The sequence below is a fragment of the Kitasatospora sp. SUK 42 genome, from assembly GCF_015776785.2.
GTDB lineage: Bacteria > Actinomycetota > Actinomycetes > Streptomycetales > Streptomycetaceae > Kitasatospora.
Genome location: NZ_LFMD02000002.1, coordinates 34817 through 50567, shown reverse-complemented (window position 1 = coordinate 50567; position 15751 = coordinate 34817). Strand labels below are relative to the sequence as shown.

Below are 15751 nucleotides of genomic sequence, written 5' to 3'. Positions count from 1 at the left end.
CGGAGCGGAGCATAGGTGGCTGTGTCGACCAATCATCCTGCCAATTCAGCTGCCGATCCGGCCCCGCCCTCCGAGCCCGCTCGGCCGGCCGACCCCCTTCCGGCCGACGATCCCCTTCCGTCGTCCGACCCCCTTCCGTCAAGCGGCCCCCTCTCCGGCTCCCTCTCCGGTTCCCCTTCCCCCTCCGATCCCGTCCTGGCGAACCCGCCCTGGTACCGGAGGGCCTTCGCCGACCTCAGCCCGCTGCGCGACCACCCCGACTACCGCCGGGTCTGGTCCGGACAGGCGGTGTCCTCCATAGGCCAGCAGATGACGGCCGTGGCCGTCTCCGTCCAGGTCTACGACCTGACCGGCTCCTCCTTCGCGACCGGCCTGGTGGGCCTGTTCTCCCTCTTCCCGCTGGTCGCCTTCGGCCTCTACGGCGGCGCCATCGCCGACACCGTCGACCGGCGCAAGCTGGGCCTGATCGGCTCGGCCGGCCTAGCCGTCGTCTCGGCGGTCCTCGCCGCCCAGGCTATCGCCGGCCTCGGCCAGGTGGCCGTCCTCTACGCCGCCGTCGCCGCCCAGGCCGGATTCTTCGCACTCAGCTCGCCCGCCCGCTCCGCGATGATCCCCAGGCTGGTCCCCAGCCACCAGCTCCCGGCGGCGAACGCGCTGAACACCGTCAGCATGAACCTCGGCCTCACCGTCGGCCCGATGATCGGCGGCGTCCTCATCGGCGCCTACGGAACCCAGGCCGCCTACCTGGTCGACACCGTCGCCTTCGCCGCCACCCTCTACGCCATGTGGCGCCTGCCCGCCATGCGGCCGCTCGGCGACCGCAAGGGCCGTGCCTCCGTCCTCGACGGGCTGCGCTTCCTGCGCGAGCAGCCCAACCTGCGCACCAGCTTCCTCGCCGACCTGGCCGCGATGATCTTCGGCATGCCGCGCGCCCTCTTCCCGGCGATCGCCGTCACCTTCTACGGCGGCGACGCCCGTACCGTCGGCCTGCTGGTCTCCGCCCCCGCCGTCGGCGCCCTGATCGGCGCCCTCTTCTCCGGATGGGTCGGCCGCATCCACCGCCAGGGCGTCGCCGTCCTCGCCGCCGTCTCCGCCTGGGGCCTCGCCATCGCCGCCTTCGGTGCCCTCCACAACCTCTGGCTCGGCCTGGCCCTGCTCGCGGTGGCCGGCTGCGCCGACACCGTCAGCATGATCTTCCGCAACACGATGATGCAGGTCGCCGCCCCCGACGAGATGCGCGGCCGCCTCCAGGGCATCTTCATCGTCGTCGTGGCCGGCGGCCCCCGCCTCGGCGACTTCGAGTCCGGCGCCGTCGCGACCCTCACCAACCCGGCCACCTCCGTGATCACCGGCGGCCTCGCCTGCGTCGCCTGCGTCCTCCTCCTCGCCGCCCGCCGCCCCGCCTTCCTCACCTACGACGCCCGCCACCCCACCCCCTGACCACCCCACCCCCCGAACCTGGCAGCGAGCACCCCCCGACGTGCTGTATTGTTTTCCACGTCGCCGGGACACCGGAGACAAGGTCGAGAAGCCAACCGGCAGAGCCCCCCAGGCCCCGCCGCACGGCACCGAGACCACGGGACGTGGCGCAGCTTGGTAGCGCACTTGACTGGGGGTCAAGGGGTCGCAGGTTCAAATCCTGTCGTCCCGACTTGCTTAACTGCAGGTCGTAGGCCGTTTCCGCTTCTGGCGGGAGCGGCCTTTTTGACGTTCCGTCGTCTGATGGTCGCAGAGTGGTCGCAGCGTTCTGGCGGCGGGTGGGTGATGTTTCGGTAACTCGTTGCTCCTTCCGGCCTCTTGGTGAGGGTGAGTTGGTTGTGGAGCTGCGGATTGTGGTCGCCGGGTGGTCGCGGCCTGGGGATGCGAGTCGGGGGAGTACCGACTCCGTCGATGGTCGTCAGTGTCTTGTCGATGGTGTTGACAGCGTCGCGGGCGGCTTGGGTGGTGAGATGGCTGTAGATGTTGGCGGTGGTCGACAGGGTCGAGTGCCGCAGGGTCTTGGAGACCACTGTGAGGGGCACGCCGGCGCTGATGGAGATGGTGGCGGCGAGGTGCCGAAGGTCGTGGACGGTGGTGCGGGAGACACCGGCGTCGCGGCTGAGATCGTGGAAGTGGTTGAGGACGTATTCGGGGTGGAGCGGCCTGCCGTCGGGGCGCTGGAAGACGAGACCGCCACCGGGCACGTTGGCGGTTGCCGCGGCGCGGTTGCGCAGTGCGGTGGCGACGCGCGGGGAGATGGCGACCCAGTTCTTGCTGGTGCGGGTCTTGGGGGTGGTGAGGACGAGGTGATTGTTGTCGACGGCGGCGAGTGAGTAGCGGACGAACAGGACTCCGTGGTCGAGATGGACGTCGTTCCAGTGGAGTGCGAGGGCTTCGCCCTTGCGCATGCCGGTGCCGATGATTAGCTCGATGAGATCGGCGAAAGGCGGGTCGACGGCGTGGCAGTAGCGGAGGAATCGGACGGCCTCTTGCGGAGTCCAGATGTGGCGTTCGGCGGCGGCTGGGCGCGGGATGACGGTTGGCCGGGCGGGGTTGGTGGCCAGGCGGTGGTGTCGGACGGCGTCGCCGAGGGCGCTGGAGAGGGTGGCGAGGATCTGGTGGACGGTGGCGCGGCCTCGTCCGTGGGCGAGCTGGGTGTGGACGAGGCCGGCGATGTGGGGGTAGCCGAGGTCGTCGAGGCGGATGCTGCCGATAACGGGGATGAGGTCGTTGGCGACCTACGCGCGGTAGCGGGCCATGGTGGTCGGCTTGAGGACCAGGGCCTTGGCCCGGAGCCAGGCGGTGAGGTAGTCGGCGACGGTCTGGTTCGGGTCGGCGGTGAAGCCGCCGTTGTGACCTTCGAGCAGTCGACGCAGGGCAGCTCTCGCTGATTCCTCGGTGGGGAAGCCGCCGCGGCGTACGATGTGGCGGCCGGGGGTGGGTGCGGGCAGGTCGGCGGCAAATGTCCAGGTGCCGTGCCCGGGGTCGGAGACAAGGGCCGGGCAGCGGGCCCCGAGCTGGTGATGGCGAAGGTCGCGACAGCCACAACGGCGGTACACACGTCCAAGATCGACGACGGCGCGCATCGTGATCGCTTCCAATGATCACGCAGGGATCTCTGTACCCATTGTCGGTCGCTCTTGGTCGAATCCTGCGACCACACTGCGACCACCGTCCCACCCTTGAGTCCCTGACCTGGGGCAATCCCTTAATGAGGCGACAAGGGCGCCCGCGCTTCAAGGACGATCTTGACGACGGATGTCGGGGGTGCAACGGGCAGCGGAGCAGTCACCGACTAGGGACCCAGCTCCAACTTGCCGATCTGGTACTCCTGCCGGATGTGCTGGGCCGCTTCTTGGGTCTGTCGGAACTCGCTGAGCGCGGAACACACGCGATCCACGACATACCGTTGCGCGTCCTCGTCCAGAGCGCCGAAGGTCTTCTCCAGCAGTCCGACGGTACGGACCCATCTTCCGCCGGGAGCGTAGGCGGCGACCTTCTCGGCCACAGCGTCGAACCGCGCGACAATCTCGGCGGTGCTCGCGTTCGGGCTGTCGAGCATTTGCTGCACCATGGCCAGCGTCGGATCCGCGCGGAGTAGGTTCAGGTAGGCGACCGCATGGTCGACTTGCTTCCGCTGCGACTGCAGATGGGCACGGGACCGGGCCCGGTGCCGCAGCTCCGCCTGGGCGTCGTGAAAGTCCTCGGGGGTGACGTTGACATGGACGGCTGCCCATAGGAGGCGAGAGCTGCCTTCGGGCATGACGGCAGGCTGCCCCAGGAGGGTGTTGGCGCGTGCTTCGAGCCTGGCGGGGGCCAGGAGCGGGCAGTCAAGCGCGAGCGACGCCACCGCGTCGATCACATAGCTGGCCGCTGCAGCTGCCGGGTCACGGTGGCGCCCTCTCTGCTGCCACTGGCCGTCCGCACGCACCTCGAAGAGGTAGCCGTCCGCGCTGGGGGTGGTGAACTCCAGCTGGAGTGCTCCCCGCCGACGCAGCCAACGCCTAAGCACCTTCTGGGCCTCCCACCTACTGGGGGTGGACGTAGTGGGGGTCCGCTTCCTGAAGCCGAGCCCCGAGGGAGAGCCGGAGCGCTGAGCGGCCAGCCTCGTCCACCACAGTGCTCAGGAGTAGCCACCTCTCAGCAAGGCGCGTCAGATTCATGACACGCTGGCCGCGCAGGTAGTCCGTGGGAGTGTCGTGGACGGCAGATACAAGGGTGGCAAGGATCTGTTCCTGGCTGCCGGGCACGGTGGCGGCGGAGTTCAACCAGGCCTGTCCCGCGCGGTGGGCCAGCGGGCTCGGATCGAGGGCTTCCAGGACCGTGCGCCACCCGGTCACCACCCACGGAGCTGCGGGTGTCCCCGGCTCGTACAGCAATGCGGGAACGCCCTCGAACTCCTGCTGGGCCAAGTTCAGGAAGGCGCTGGCGGCTGCATCGCGCAGCGACTCATGAGGGCTGTCGAGCCAGGAGACGAGGGTGGTATGCAGCCGTGGTCGTAGATCCTCGTCACTCCAGAGAGCGTTGACGGCATTGCCGACTGCGTCCGCGACACCATCCGCGGTGGAGTCGGCTAGCACGCCGAGGCGCCGCAGCATTCTCGTTGGATGAGCAGGGGCGAGACTCTGGCACGTACGTGCCAGAGTCTGCAGCAAGGAGGCGGGCGTATCACCCTTGTCCAACCAGGTGTCGATCGCGTCCAGGGTGAGCCGGTCGACCTGGGGGAGGAGCGCAGCACCAACCAGCAGCGTGTGAGCGATCGGTGCCAGGTCCCCGTCGGCTGACCAGTCGGCAACCACCCGCTGGAGCAGCCTGGTGCTGCGCGTGCTCTGGAGATGGTGCTGGATCCAGGGGATCATTCGCGTTGCCAGCCGGATGCCCTCGGCCTTGCCGAGCTCCTTGCAAAGCTCGGCGGTCCAGGCGGTGAACGCGTGGTTCAGATCCGGCCGGTCACGCCAGAAGTAGCGCACGACCGCCTCCGCGTAGCCGGGGCCCGGGTACCGGATCCGGCCGTCGGGAAGCAGGGTTGCGTTGATCTGCCGGGCCAGCTCAAATAGCCCCGGACCCTGCTGGCCGGCCAGCCGTGCTGCGCGTTCGCCCTTCTCACCCAAGGCACTCGCCAGGGAGGCGACCTTCTTGTGTACCTCAGGAATGGCTTCGCCTTCGAAGACGGCGGTCAGGAGCAGGTAATTGCGCTCATAACTGGTACGCCCGGCGGCACTGTGCCAGGTGACCAACTCCTCCAACCAGCCATCGACCGCGCTGCCAGCCGCTGCCGCCACTTTCGTGAAGTCGTCATCGGTCGGGGTGAGCGGGCGGCCGACGGCAGCCTGGTAGCCGATGGCGGCCGCTGCCACGGTGCGGGCCCAGGCGACGATTCGGCCCGGCGGCAATTGGAGGAGGTCGGTTGTGAACCGTGGCTCCTTGGCAAGGGCTTCGGCCAGCGGGGCCTTCGCCTCGGTCAGACACTTGGCGAAGAGCTCGATCCCGTTTGGCGGCTCGGGAGTAAGAGCCAGTTCATCAAGATCAATGCCGCTCTGAGTCCGGATGGCCTTGCTCATGACGACGATCAGATAGGACTCGTCAGTCCGAAGGGCATCCACATCGTGCAGTTCCGCGGCCAGGTCGCACTGGGCGGGAAGCGATTCGTCCTCGGCTCGCAGGTCCAGGATCCAGCCAGTGCGCTTATGGCCGCGTAGCCCCTCCATGCTGAAGCTGTCTCCGCTGTCCCGCCGGATTCGGCGTACCTTCAGGAGCTTCTGATACCCAGCCAGGAGCTGCAGTGCGGCAGTCCAGCGGCCGGACCCGGACCGGTCGGCGAAGAGGACGAGGACCTGGTTCTCTTGCAGGATTCTTTGCGCATCCGACTCGTTGCCGATCGGAAGATAACCCTGGAGCTGCCGCTCGATGTACTCGGCGCTCAACGGGGCGCCACTGTGGCGCTGAACCGCTTCGAAGAGCTGGCCGATCATCTGACCGTGGTTGACTCCCGCGTGCAGACCGACCTGTGGCGCGTCACCGGCGCGCGCCGCAGGTGCCGTTGGGCTGGATACCAGGCTGGCGGGCGTCTGCGTGTCGGCCGGTTCGGTGTCATCCAGCACGTCAATGTCCGTACGTGGAGGGGGAATGGGAGTGTCACGGGTAGCTGATGCTTCTGTGCTGCCGGGTTCCTCCGGTGAGGGCAGTCCGACAGTCCGTCCGTCGGCGTGATCAGGGTGTTCCGCATCGATGGGAGTGGACGTCACGGTTGTACTCCTGATGGTTGGGGCAGGTAGGAGTGGGTGCTGCTACGGCCGTCCTTCGATGATGGGAGCCCTCATCCCGACAACCCGCCCCCCACGCTCGACGGTCTCGGCGGTGACACGGGCCTCGACGTCCCCAGTGATCCTCTCCTGGGCTTCCATGGCCACCACTTCGCCGGCCACCCTTGTGTAGCGATGCTCACTGAGCGGGCCGGATGCCTGGCGTTCCTCCCCGTCGAAGGTGAACCGCTGCCCGTAGATATCCTCCAACGCGGCGCGAGCCCTGCCCAGGGTCTGCAGCAGGACCTGGTCGGAGCCTGTGACCGAGGCAGGGCTGCGCTGGTAGTGCGTCAATGCCAGGGCCAGTGCCTCCAGCACCTCGATGCGCCCCCTCAGCCGGACCGGGTCTGCCACCAACGGCAGGTGCAGCGTGCCGACGAGCTCCGGGGGAACCTCCGGGAGCGGTTCAGGCTCGCTTGCCCGCCCGGAGCGATGACGCGTGAGCAAGCTGTCCAGGCGCTGGAAGAAGAAGGTGAACATGGCTGGCAGCGCGCTACCGGCGACGAGGTCTACGGGGTCGGACATGGCGACGCCTTTCCCTCCTGCGAGGTCGATCACAAACGGCTTCACCATGGATATCAGTTGGTAGGGGCGATATTCACAGCTGTTGTGTGAGAGTGGCGAAAACTGGTCCCCGCATCATGCGGCAAAGGCTATTTTGCTGATCATCTTGCAATAATATTGCTATTTTCCAGGAGTCCCGGAGCTCAGAGAAACTATTGTGGCTGCTGTTCGGTGGAGCTTCCCTTAGGGCATAGGGCTGCTTGCGCGGCATGCCCGTATGCCTGGTAGACCTGCTCGTCAGGCCGCCTTATGGTCCATGCGGCGCGCCAAGCAGCGTCAAACGACAGGGCCCAACTCGAAGCGCGCACCATGCGGAGCGCGCGAAAGCTGGTGACCGGCGAGAAGACCAAACGCAGGGCCGTCAGTTTCACAAGGGGAATTTGGCAGAGAAATGTCCGAGTGTCAGGGGGAATTTCAGCCGTCGACACAGCACACTTCTCCTCGTCTGCAACAGGTGGCGCAGCATCGCGAATGCGTTCGTGACGACCAGCGGGTGGGTGGACCAGGTCCGGTGTACGGTTCTGCGGTCCCCGGATTCGCTGAGCGCGATGCTGCAGGCCAGGGATGATCAGGGCGATGGGACCTTGTGCCAGCATTCGGCTGAGAACACCGCCACCCTCCGCCTCGGGCCGCGGGCCGGATAATGGGTGGAGGTTCGATGTTGGTGATGACAGGGTGAGGCGCATGCCGCCCGCCGTCGAACAGCTGCTCAGGGAACTGCACGCCACTCTGAAGCTGCGCAAGCGTTCGGAGGACGTGGCCCAGCTCATCCAAGACCTGTACGCGGCTCGGGGAACCAGCCTTGACCCGGCCACCGAGGCGGCCCTCGCCAAGGCCACCGAGCAGTCGTTGCGCCGGCTGTGGCACGGCTACACGTCCATGCTGGAGGGCTTCGCCCAGCCGGTCGGTGCGAAGCGTCAACTCGCCTGTGCAGCAAGACTGTTCACGAGCGTGCCGGACCTTCCGGACGGCGTTGCGGACGATCCCGCGCAGATCGAGGCGGTGATCCGCCGCGCGGGGCAGGAGATCCGCCGCGCCTACGGACACAACGACTTCGGCAGGGATCGGCTCGACCGGGCCGGGCGCGCCGAGGCCGGACTGGGCGAGCTGTCCAAGCGCCAGTACAACAAGCGGTTCCGGCTGCTGTGCCGGATGGAGGCCAAACTGGCGCGGCTCGTCCACGAGCAGCACCGGTACGAGGTCACCATCACCGGCAAGGGCGCGTTCGCCCACGCCCTGCCGTACGAGCTGTTCGCCGCGGATCCGGACACCGCGGCCTTCGTCGCGTACGTCACCGCGCGGGGTTACATGCGCAGCGTCTTCACCAACGGCAGGCAGCGGCAGGTGTATGACGAAGTCGCTGCCGCCCTGTTCGGGCGGCTGCGAGCGCACCCGGAGCGGACCTGCTGGTACGCGATCGCGCATGTGCATCCGACGGCCGAGGTGCTGGAGCGACTGTCCGACGAGGAGCTCAACCAGTTGCTGGCCCGCTGGACCCGCTTCCTGCGGGAGGTGGCCGGGCTGCTGGAGGACGCTTGGGAGCGCTGCCCGCTGGAGCGCGACACCATGATCGTGCGCCGGGGCAACGACTCGTCGACGTGGAACCAGGCCGCGCAGGCGTGGAACACGGCGCGGGCACACTGGTTGGCGCTGCTGACCGAGCTCGGCCGGATGGACGTCCTGGACCGGATCTGCCCCGGAAAGGTGCCGCGCCTGATGGCGGCCGATGTGGCGTACTGGCACCGCAGGAGCGGAGGCGGGTTGCATCCGGACACCTATGTGTGGGCGGAGCTGCCGCTGCCCTGGGAAGTGCTGCGGGGCGAGGAGGAGTGTCCGCGTTCGCTGGTCGAGGCGGTCTGCGCCCGTCATGGCGTGGACCCGGTGGCCGGCGCCTGGACCGCCCCGAGGCCGACAGCCGAGGCCGTCGCCTTCAGCCGGACGCCTGAGCTCGTGCACGGGGTCGCCGTCGCCGATCCCCTGATGGCGAGCGCCCTCCGGTCTGCCGGCATCTTCTCGGGGAAAGGCAAGCGCGCCGCCGCACAGGAGTGGCTGTAGCGCCAGTCCGGCCGCCCGGGCCCACTCTTTCGCCTTCCGCGGCAAACCAGTTGACCCACACGTCGGCTGCAGTGATGATCAGCACGGCGGCGAGGAAGCTCTGCGGAGGAGCGCCCGGCTCTGATCCCGGGTGGACGCAGGTTCGAATCCTGCTCTCGTCGCCGTCTCGAACCTCACCGGAGCCGCTACGAATGTGATGAGCTGATCGAACACAAGGACCTGTCGGCCTGATGAACACTTCTGATCCGCTGACTGACGACGACCTCGCCGACATCCAGGAGCGTGCCGACGCCGCGACCCCAGGCCCCTGGTACGTGCGACAACTCGATGACGAGTTTGCCATGAGCCTCGTGGCCGTCAGCACTGTTGCTGATACCGGTCTCGGGGAGCGCTGGCCGGGTTTCGACCACCACCACGTCGTGGCCGCCACGCTCGTCCAGCAGCCTCGGTACGTCGACGTTGCAGACGAACGGTGGGACGAGAACGCCATCTTCATCGCCAGCGCACGTCAGGACATCCCCCGCCTGATCAGCGAGATCCGATGTCTTCACCGCCTCCTTGAATGCAAGAAGCAGGCCCCCGGTGATAGGTGACGGCCGTACCGGCACAGAGCGCTTGCTCTGAAAAAACCTGGCCGAGGACATTGCCGAGGTTGGCTACCCCACAGGTTGGGACCCGCGGGCGGTGCGTTGGTGAGCTCGACTGCCGGCGCCTACCCAGCGGCCAACTGTCTCTCACGCCTGACGGCTCGGAAGTAGAACGTAGTGATCCACGGAGGAACGTCGGATCCGGCACGCTTGTCGGGCGGAGTAGCACCTCCAAAGGAGTTGTGAGCCAAATCACCCTCGACCCCCGGTCGCAGGGTGCCTCTCACGAACTGGATGTCATGAGGTGCCATCAGGCGGCATGTGTGGTGGACGAGGTAGGCCCTGACCTGCGAGATTCGGACTGACGAACACGAGCCGGACGCCCTTTCGGCCGCCGGGGGTCAAGGGGTCGCAGGTTCAAATCCTGTCGTCCCGACGTATGTGACCAGCGGGTCTGTCAGAAATGACAGGCCCGCCGTTCTCGTTCGGATGAATGGTGATGGCGACGTGATGGCAGCGGCTGTGGTGCGGGTGACGCTCGGCCAGCTACGCGGCCTCCGAAAGGTCTGGCGCTTCACCGTCGGGGATGACAGGCGGCGAGGCGTCATCCAGCGCCTGGCACAGCGCGGTGACCGCATCGCGGGCGGCGTGCGGGAGCAAATGGCCGTAGATGTTGACCGTGGTCGACAGCGTCGAGTGCCGCAGCGTCTTCGACACGACGGCCAGCGGGACTACCGAGCTGATCATGATGCTGGCGGCCGTGTGCCGCAGATCGTGCACGCTGATCCGGGGGAGACCGATCTCCGCGGACCTGCGCCGAAGCGTGACGAGGAGCTGTTGCGGGCGCAGCGGCGCGCCGTCCGGTTGGCAGAACACGAGTCCTTCGAGCGGGGCGCCTTCCGGCAGGCTCGCCCGCGCGGCCGCCGCACGCCGCTCCAGCGCGGAGACGACCCGAGCGGACAGGCTGACCCAGTTGCGGCTCGCCTTGGTCTTGGGGTGCCCGAGGTGGAGGTGGTTGTTGTCGACGGTGGTGAGATTCCACCGCACCAGCAGCACCTGCTCGGCCAGGTGCACCTCGGGCCAGTGCAGACCCAGCAGTTCGCCGCGGCGCATCCCGGTGCCCAGCAGGACTTCGAAGGCGTCCGCCAGCTGGTCGCCGTAGGCGTTGTGGTTGTGCTGCAGGAATGCCGCAGCCTGCGACGGGGTCCAGCAGATTTGCTCGGGCGCGGCGGGGCTGACGGCGTAGCGCGCCGGGTTGTCGGCCAGGCGCCGGGTGCGGACCGCGGTGTTCAGGGCGCTGGAGAGGGTGGCGCCAGCCCGGTAGACGCTGGTGCGTCCTCGGCCGCGGGCCAGTTCGGCTTCGTTCCACGCGGTGATGTGCCGTTCGCGCAGGTCGGACAGTTTGAGTCGGCCGAAAGCCGGGATGAAGTCGTTGTGCACGTGGTCGCGGTAGCGGGCATAGGTGGCGGGCTTGAGCACGTCCTCCTTAATCCGCAGCCAACCGGTCAGATACCCGGCCACCGTCAGGTCGTCGTCGAGATCCAACCCGGTGCGCTCGCACTCGAGAGCGCGCTCCAATGCCTTGCGCGCGGCCCTGCGGGTACGGAAGCCGCTGCGGCATCGCTGCCGACGGCGCCCGCCAGTCGAGGGCACGTCGAAGGCGTAGGCCCAGGAGCCGTGGCGCGTTGAGCGGTTGAGGCTCGGGCACTGCGCACCGAACTGCTTTCCGTCGGCGTCGCGGCAGCCGCAGCGTCGGTAGATCCGACCACGATCAGGGTGGACAGCCACATGGTTACCTCCAGCCAGGAGAGCCTGACCCCACGATGGCTGCCAGCGTCTGGAGAAGGCAGTTGGCGAAGCGTGGCGTTTGAGATGCCATCACTTCGCCATCACTCGCCACCGTGCGCTGCCGGGACCAGTGCGTGCCCCTTGGCGGTGTGACAAGTGAGCTTTCACCAGATCGACTTGTGACGGGGCCGGCCTCCCGGCAGGCACCTGCTGGAAGGTCTCACGTCAGCGCTGCCGCGGGATGGGCAGGGGCTCATGACGGTGCCAGATCAGTGATCGATCTTCGCGACGAAGCTCCGCAGATCCCCATTCCAGGCGGACTACACCGTCAGCCAGCGAGCAGGCGTAGGCGACGAGAACAAGCTTGGTGTCTGGCGAGAGGCGTGCGAGATCCGCATGAGGCTCGTCCTCATCCGGCAGTTCGATGCCGAGATCCAGCTCTCCCTGACGCGGGTCGGGACCGTGCCGGCGGATGAGGTCGGCGCGAAGCCCTGACGCGCTGCGGAGCCTGGCGGCGGTCACGGGCACGTCCTTTTTTGCGTACCGGTAAGGGTAGACGACGTGGCCGGCGACCACTGCAACGGTCCGCGCCTGGAGACGGACCAGCTCAACGCCGGGAAGCTGAGAGAGGCCGGCCGACAGCTCCTCGTACTGTGCAGCGTAGAGCCCGTGTCCGTACGCTTCGAGTGTCTGCGTGTGAACGCCTTCGTGGCCGCCTTGGGCACGTTTGTGAGCTCGGACAAGGCATGCGGGCACGATTGCCGTGACCTCGGCCGCGAGGGAGCCGAAGACCGTGCGTGCCCACGGACTGGCGGAGTTCGCGTCGGACATGAGAATCCCCCGATCGATCGTCCTATGACCAACCTCAGGGTCTGACAGTCCGCTGATCGGCACGGCGGATCAAGGGCGCATTGGGGGATCTCGGGGTGCACGGAGCAGGGACTGCTGCGTGGTGAGGCTGAGAATGGGCCGGTGGGGACCGTCGACTCGACCGCGTCCACCACTGAGCCCCTTCGGTACCCGCCGTACTTCGGCGGCCGTTCGAGGCCAGAGCCCGAAGAACGGCCCCCGGAGATTCCCGGCTCACGGGCTACCGCCCGGGTCGACAGGCTCTCGCTCCGACACAACCGGCGGATCTCAGCCCAGTTCTCCACACGAATCACCCTCGCTTCATCCGGGCTCCAGCACTGCTGAAGCCCGGATGATCACGGGACCACCGATCGGGCCTCTTCTGGCCTGCTGTCCGCGGCCCTCATTTCAACTGCCGCCGACAGGGCAGGGCGTTCCGTTCTGGACCCGGTGCGCCAGCAGGTCCACTTGCATGACCGTCCAGAACGCAACCCCTTGTCCTCCCTTGCGCCCGGGCAGGGGTGTGGCAGCGAACCTGTACGGGCGGCTGCTGGTTGAACCCATTGAGGCCTCCCGGATGACGCAGGCCGGCGATACTCATCGGGGTGCCTATGGAAGCGAGTGGCTGCTTCGCACGCTGCATGCGGCTGTACGTCCCCCTCCTCCTCTCCTCGCGAAAAGCAACGGGCTCACTCAATCCGGACGATCTGGGCAGGTCTTGCATGGCAGCGGTACTTACCGAAGCAAGGGTGAACTTTCACAGGAATCTTGTCGGCAGAAACACCCTGTCTCTGTCGCGTGATGGCGTGGCTTCAAATGCTGACGGCAGTCAAAATACTAGTAGGGCTATTGCGTTCAACATTGCGCAGGACCTTGGCGCCGAGATTATTCAGGAGAAACTTAAGGGTCAGCGAGCGGGTAAGCAGTTCGAAGAGGCCGTGGAAGCCTTCCTGGTGGAGACCTTTCCGATGTTTCAGTCCCTCCGCCCGGGCGGCTGGATTATCGAGAATGTCGGAGGCTCGCGCACCGAATACCAGATCTCGAAATATGAGCCGTTTGCTCATCTGGCTGCCCTTGCAACTGCTATCGAGCAAGACCGGAATCTAGCCTCAGTTCTGGGAAACTCCTACGAGATTAGTCCAGATATCCTGGTGCTGCGGAAGCCTGAGCCGGACGCGACGATTAACCAGGAGCGCGAACTCGTAGACGCGGAATCTGGCCAATACGCTGTCATCAGGAGTGCCAACCAGGAGCGTTCCATCGTCCATGCGATAGTCTCATGCAAGTGGACCCTGCGTAGCGACCGCGCCCAGAACGCGCGCTCGGAGGCGTTGAACGTCATCCGGAATCGTAAGGGGCGCACGCCGCACATCGCGGTCGTCACGGGAGAACCGTCACCCGCTAGGCTCGCATCTCTCGCCCTCGGAACTGGTGACATCGATACCGTCTACCACTTTGCCCTCCCGGAACTGATCCGGGCAGTAGAGAAAACGTGCAACGACGAGGCAAGCGCAATGCTGCACACGTTGATTGCAGGAAGCCGGATCCGCGACATCAGTGACCTTCCGCTAGACCTGGCTGTCTAGCCGCGCTGTGGAAAATTCGGGCGGGACCGCTACGAACTTGAAAGGGTGAAGTTTGCGCGCTTGCCGGGCCTTGGGCTGCGGGTGCCGGTAGCCGTGTGCCGTTGTGTCCCCGATCCAACCATGGCAGCTGGATTCCATCGGGACCGCCGCTGCAGGGCCCTCACGGAGCAGTGCCCGTCGGTTCGGCGGTCTGCGCCTGTAAGGTCGTGTGGGCTGGTCAGCCGCCGTCCGCAGGCAGGAAGGACGCAGCTTGCCATACCTGACCTATCCACGTTCACTGTTCCCATCCGTCCCGGAGGCCTGATGCCCGCCCCCGTCGCTCCTGACACCCTGGACCTGTTCGCCGGGCCCGGCGGTTGGTCTGAGGGCTTGCGCGGTTACCACGGGATCACTGACATCGGGATCGAGTGGGATGCTGCGGCCTGCCAGACGCGGGCTGCAGCCGGGCATCCGACTGTTCGTGCGGACGTCGCCCAGATCGCTACGGCGCCTATGGTCGGCCGTATCCGCCGCTTCATCGCGTCTCCGCCGTGTCAGGCCTGGTCCAGGGCGGGCAAGCAGCTAGGGCTCCAGGATCAGCCCCTGGTCCACCAGGCGATCGATGACCTCGCCAGGGACCGGGACACCCGGCCACAGCTCCTGGCCGCGTGCCAGGACCCCCGCTCCCTGCTCGCCGCCGAGCCGATGCGCTACCTCCATGCCCTGCGCCCAGAGGACGCTGTCATGGAGGAGGTCCCTGATGCCCTCCCGCTGTTCCGCCACTATGCCGAAGTGCTTCGGGGCTGGGGCTACAGCACCTGGTGCGGCAACCTGAACGCCGCCGACTTCGGCGTTCCGCAGAGCCGACGCCGCGCGATCCTCATCGCCTCGCGCCTGCGTACCGCCCAGCCTCCCGAGCCCACGCACACCGAGCACGGCGAGGACGGCAACCTCTTCGGGGAGTCCCGGGCTTGTTGGGTCTCCATGGCGGAAGGCATCGGCTGGGGCGCCACCGACCGGCCTGCGCCCACCGTCACCGCCGGCGGCGGTAAGACCGGCGGTGCCGAGCCCTTCCCAACCCAGGCCCGCCGCGCTCTTGCCGAGTCCCGCGACCGTGGATGCTGGAAGAGCCGCATCGCCGTCTCTGACACAGCGCGCATCACCGTCCACGAGGCGGGCCTGCTGCAGTCCTTCCCCGAGGACTACCCGTGGCAGGGAACCCAGACGAAGCAGTATGAGCAGGCCGGCAACGCCGTGCCACCGCTGCTGGCCGCACACGTGGCTGCAGCAGCATTCGGCCTGCCCCAGCCGCGGACTGTGCCAGTGGTGACGGCAGCCTGATGTGGTGGTCCGCGTAGCCGTAATGCTTGAGTCGGCGGAGAGCCGGGATCAGGGCATTGTGTATGTCGTTGCTGCAACGGGCGTAGGTGGTGGGCCCAGAGCTTTGCGAGTAGCGGAGCCGGCACCATTGGGGACGGCGCCCTCCGTACTGCCAATTCGCCGTCGATGTCAGCGACAATACTCGCGCGAGGCATCGCAGCATCGCCACAAAGCACGTTCTGCCCTGGTAGGGCTCGCTCTCATGCCACAGGTCACCTGGGGGGATGTCTCCAGGTGGACCGAGCAGCTGCGAGAGACCCGTTAACCGATCACCGCCGCTGAGACCTAAAAGTCCTCCTCCATTGTCGCAGCGGACGCCGCAGACAACGGCCTGCGCTAGCTCAGCCCGGTCCGTGGCCGTGCTGCGGCAGCACCGGCCCAGACTCCGCAGGGAACAGCTCCAGGCGGGCGTGTAAGCGATCTCGTGTAAGTGCCGTGGGATTATTGGATGCTGAGCCGGTCCTCGAAGAAGAGTGAGAACTGGTTCAGTGCCTCCTTCCAGTGTGCGGCGACGTGGTTGATGTCGCGTGCCCTGGGGGTGATCTGCTCCCGGACGGCGAGGTAGAGGACCTTCAACGCCGCTTGCTCGGAGGGGAAGTGGCCGCGGTTGCGGGTGGCCTTCCGCAGGCGGGAGTTGATCGACTCGACCATGTTCGTGGAGTAGACGACCGTCCTTATCGCG

General features: G+C 67.0%; 13 protein-coding genes and 2 tRNA genes. 7 read left to right on the top strand and 8 right to left on the bottom strand.

What is annotated here, in order from left to right:
• Positions 1-195: 195 nt before the first annotated feature.
• Positions 196-1440: an MFS transporter gene (locus RZ50_RS00180; protein ID WP_196947439.1), complete on the top strand. Its 1245-nt coding sequence runs from the start codon at positions 196-198 to the stop codon at positions 1438-1440.
• A gap of 137 nt (positions 1441-1577) precedes the next feature.
• Positions 1578-1651 (top strand) — tRNA-Pro (locus tag RZ50_RS00175).
• Here the strand turns inward: RZ50_RS00175 and RZ50_RS00170 are convergent.
• The 5 genes from RZ50_RS00170 to RZ50_RS00150 all read right to left on the bottom strand — a co-directional run bounded on the left by RZ50_RS00170 (position 1617) and on the right by RZ50_RS00150 (position 6854).
• The gene (locus RZ50_RS00170) at positions 1617-2483 is read right to left on the bottom strand and encodes a site-specific integrase (RefSeq protein ID WP_308271549.1); all 867 of its coding nucleotides are present in this window, start codon (positions 2481-2483) and stop codon (positions 1617-1619) included. The genes RZ50_RS00175 and RZ50_RS00170 overlap by 35 nt on opposite strands.
• A 234-nt stretch (positions 2484-2717) precedes the next feature.
• Positions 2718-3038 carry a hypothetical protein gene (locus tag RZ50_RS00165; RefSeq protein WP_217680154.1) on the bottom strand — a complete coding sequence of 107 codons (321 nt, stop codon included), beginning with the start codon at positions 3036-3038 and terminating at the stop codon, positions 2718-2720.
• A gap of 236 nt (positions 3039-3274) precedes the next feature.
• The gene (locus RZ50_RS00160; RefSeq protein ID WP_196947433.1) at positions 3275-3910 is read right to left on the bottom strand and encodes a hypothetical protein; all 636 of its coding nucleotides are present in this window, start codon (positions 3908-3910) and stop codon (positions 3275-3277) included.
• Between the two features lie 97 nt (positions 3911-4007).
• A complete protein-coding gene (locus tag RZ50_RS00155) occupies positions 4008-6080 on the bottom strand; it encodes a hypothetical protein (protein ID WP_196947432.1) in 2073 nt (690 codons plus the stop codon).
• 186 nt (positions 6081-6266) lie between these two features.
• Positions 6267-6854 carry a hypothetical protein gene (locus tag RZ50_RS00150; RefSeq protein ID WP_196947431.1) on the bottom strand — a complete coding sequence of 196 codons (588 nt, stop codon included), beginning with the start codon at positions 6852-6854 and terminating at the stop codon, positions 6267-6269.
• Between the two features lie 675 nt (positions 6855-7529).
• Here RZ50_RS00150 and RZ50_RS00145 point away from each other — a divergent pair.
• The 3 genes from RZ50_RS00145 to RZ50_RS00135 all read left to right on the top strand — a co-directional run bounded on the left by RZ50_RS00145 (position 7530) and on the right by RZ50_RS00135 (position 9493).
• A complete protein-coding gene (locus RZ50_RS00145; RefSeq protein WP_196947430.1) occupies positions 7530-8900 on the top strand; it encodes a hypothetical protein in 1371 nt (456 codons plus the stop codon).
• An 88-nt stretch (positions 8901-8988) separates the two neighbouring features.
• Positions 8989-9061, top strand: a tRNA-Gln gene (locus RZ50_RS00140).
• A 69-nt stretch (positions 9062-9130) separates the two neighbouring features.
• The gene (locus RZ50_RS00135; RefSeq protein WP_196947429.1) at positions 9131-9493 is read left to right on the top strand and encodes a hypothetical protein; all 363 of its coding nucleotides are present in this window, start codon (positions 9131-9133) and stop codon (positions 9491-9493) included.
• Between the two features lie 540 nt (positions 9494-10033).
• Here RZ50_RS00135 and RZ50_RS00130 read toward each other — a convergent pair.
• Both RZ50_RS00130 and RZ50_RS00125 read right to left on the bottom strand, forming a co-directional pair.
• Entirely contained in the window at positions 10034-11275 is a 1242-nt protein-coding gene (locus RZ50_RS00130) for a tyrosine-type recombinase/integrase (protein WP_196947428.1), read from the bottom strand.
• A 225-nt stretch (positions 11276-11500) separates the two neighbouring features.
• The gene (locus RZ50_RS00125) at positions 11501-12106 is read right to left on the bottom strand and encodes a hypothetical protein (protein ID WP_196947427.1); all 606 of its coding nucleotides are present in this window, start codon (positions 12104-12106) and stop codon (positions 11501-11503) included.
• Between the two features lie 740 nt (positions 12107-12846).
• Here RZ50_RS00125 and RZ50_RS00120 point away from each other — a divergent pair.
• The gene (locus RZ50_RS00120; RefSeq protein ID WP_196947426.1) at positions 12847-13710 is read left to right on the top strand and encodes an NgoMIV family type II restriction endonuclease; all 864 of its coding nucleotides are present in this window, start codon (positions 12847-12849) and stop codon (positions 13708-13710) included.
• Positions 13711-14013: 303 nt separating this feature from the next.
• On the top strand, positions 14014-15030 hold the full coding sequence (locus RZ50_RS00115) for a DNA cytosine methyltransferase (RefSeq protein WP_196947425.1): 1017 nt from the start codon (positions 14014-14016) through the stop codon (positions 15028-15030).
• A gap of 480 nt (positions 15031-15510) precedes the next feature.
• Here RZ50_RS00115 and RZ50_RS00110 read toward each other — a convergent pair.
• Positions 15511-15751 (bottom strand): transposase (locus RZ50_RS00110; protein ID WP_217680152.1); only part of this gene is annotated, 241 nt, incomplete at its 5' end.

Excerpts from the sequence above, each read along its gene's own strand:
- RZ50_RS00150 (WP_196947431.1), bottom strand. The coding sequence starts at position 6,854 with ATGGTGAAGCCGTTTGTGATCGACCTCGCAGGAGGGAAAGGCGTCGCC.
- RZ50_RS00145 (WP_196947430.1), top strand. The coding sequence starts at position 7,530 with ATGCCGCCCGCCGTCGAACAGCTGCTCAGGGAACTGCACGCCACTCTG.
- RZ50_RS00135 (WP_196947429.1), top strand. The coding sequence starts at position 9,131 with ATGAACACTTCTGATCCGCTGACTGACGACGACCTCGCCGACATCCAG.
- RZ50_RS00125 (WP_196947427.1), bottom strand. The coding sequence starts at position 12,106 with ATGTCCGACGCGAACTCCGCCAGTCCGTGGGCACGCACGGTCTTCGGC.
- RZ50_RS00120 (WP_196947426.1), top strand. The coding sequence starts at position 12,847 with ATGGCAGCGGTACTTACCGAAGCAAGGGTGAACTTTCACAGGAATCTT.
- RZ50_RS00115 (WP_196947425.1), top strand. The coding sequence starts at position 14,014 with ATGCCCGCCCCCGTCGCTCCTGACACCCTGGACCTGTTCGCCGGGCCC.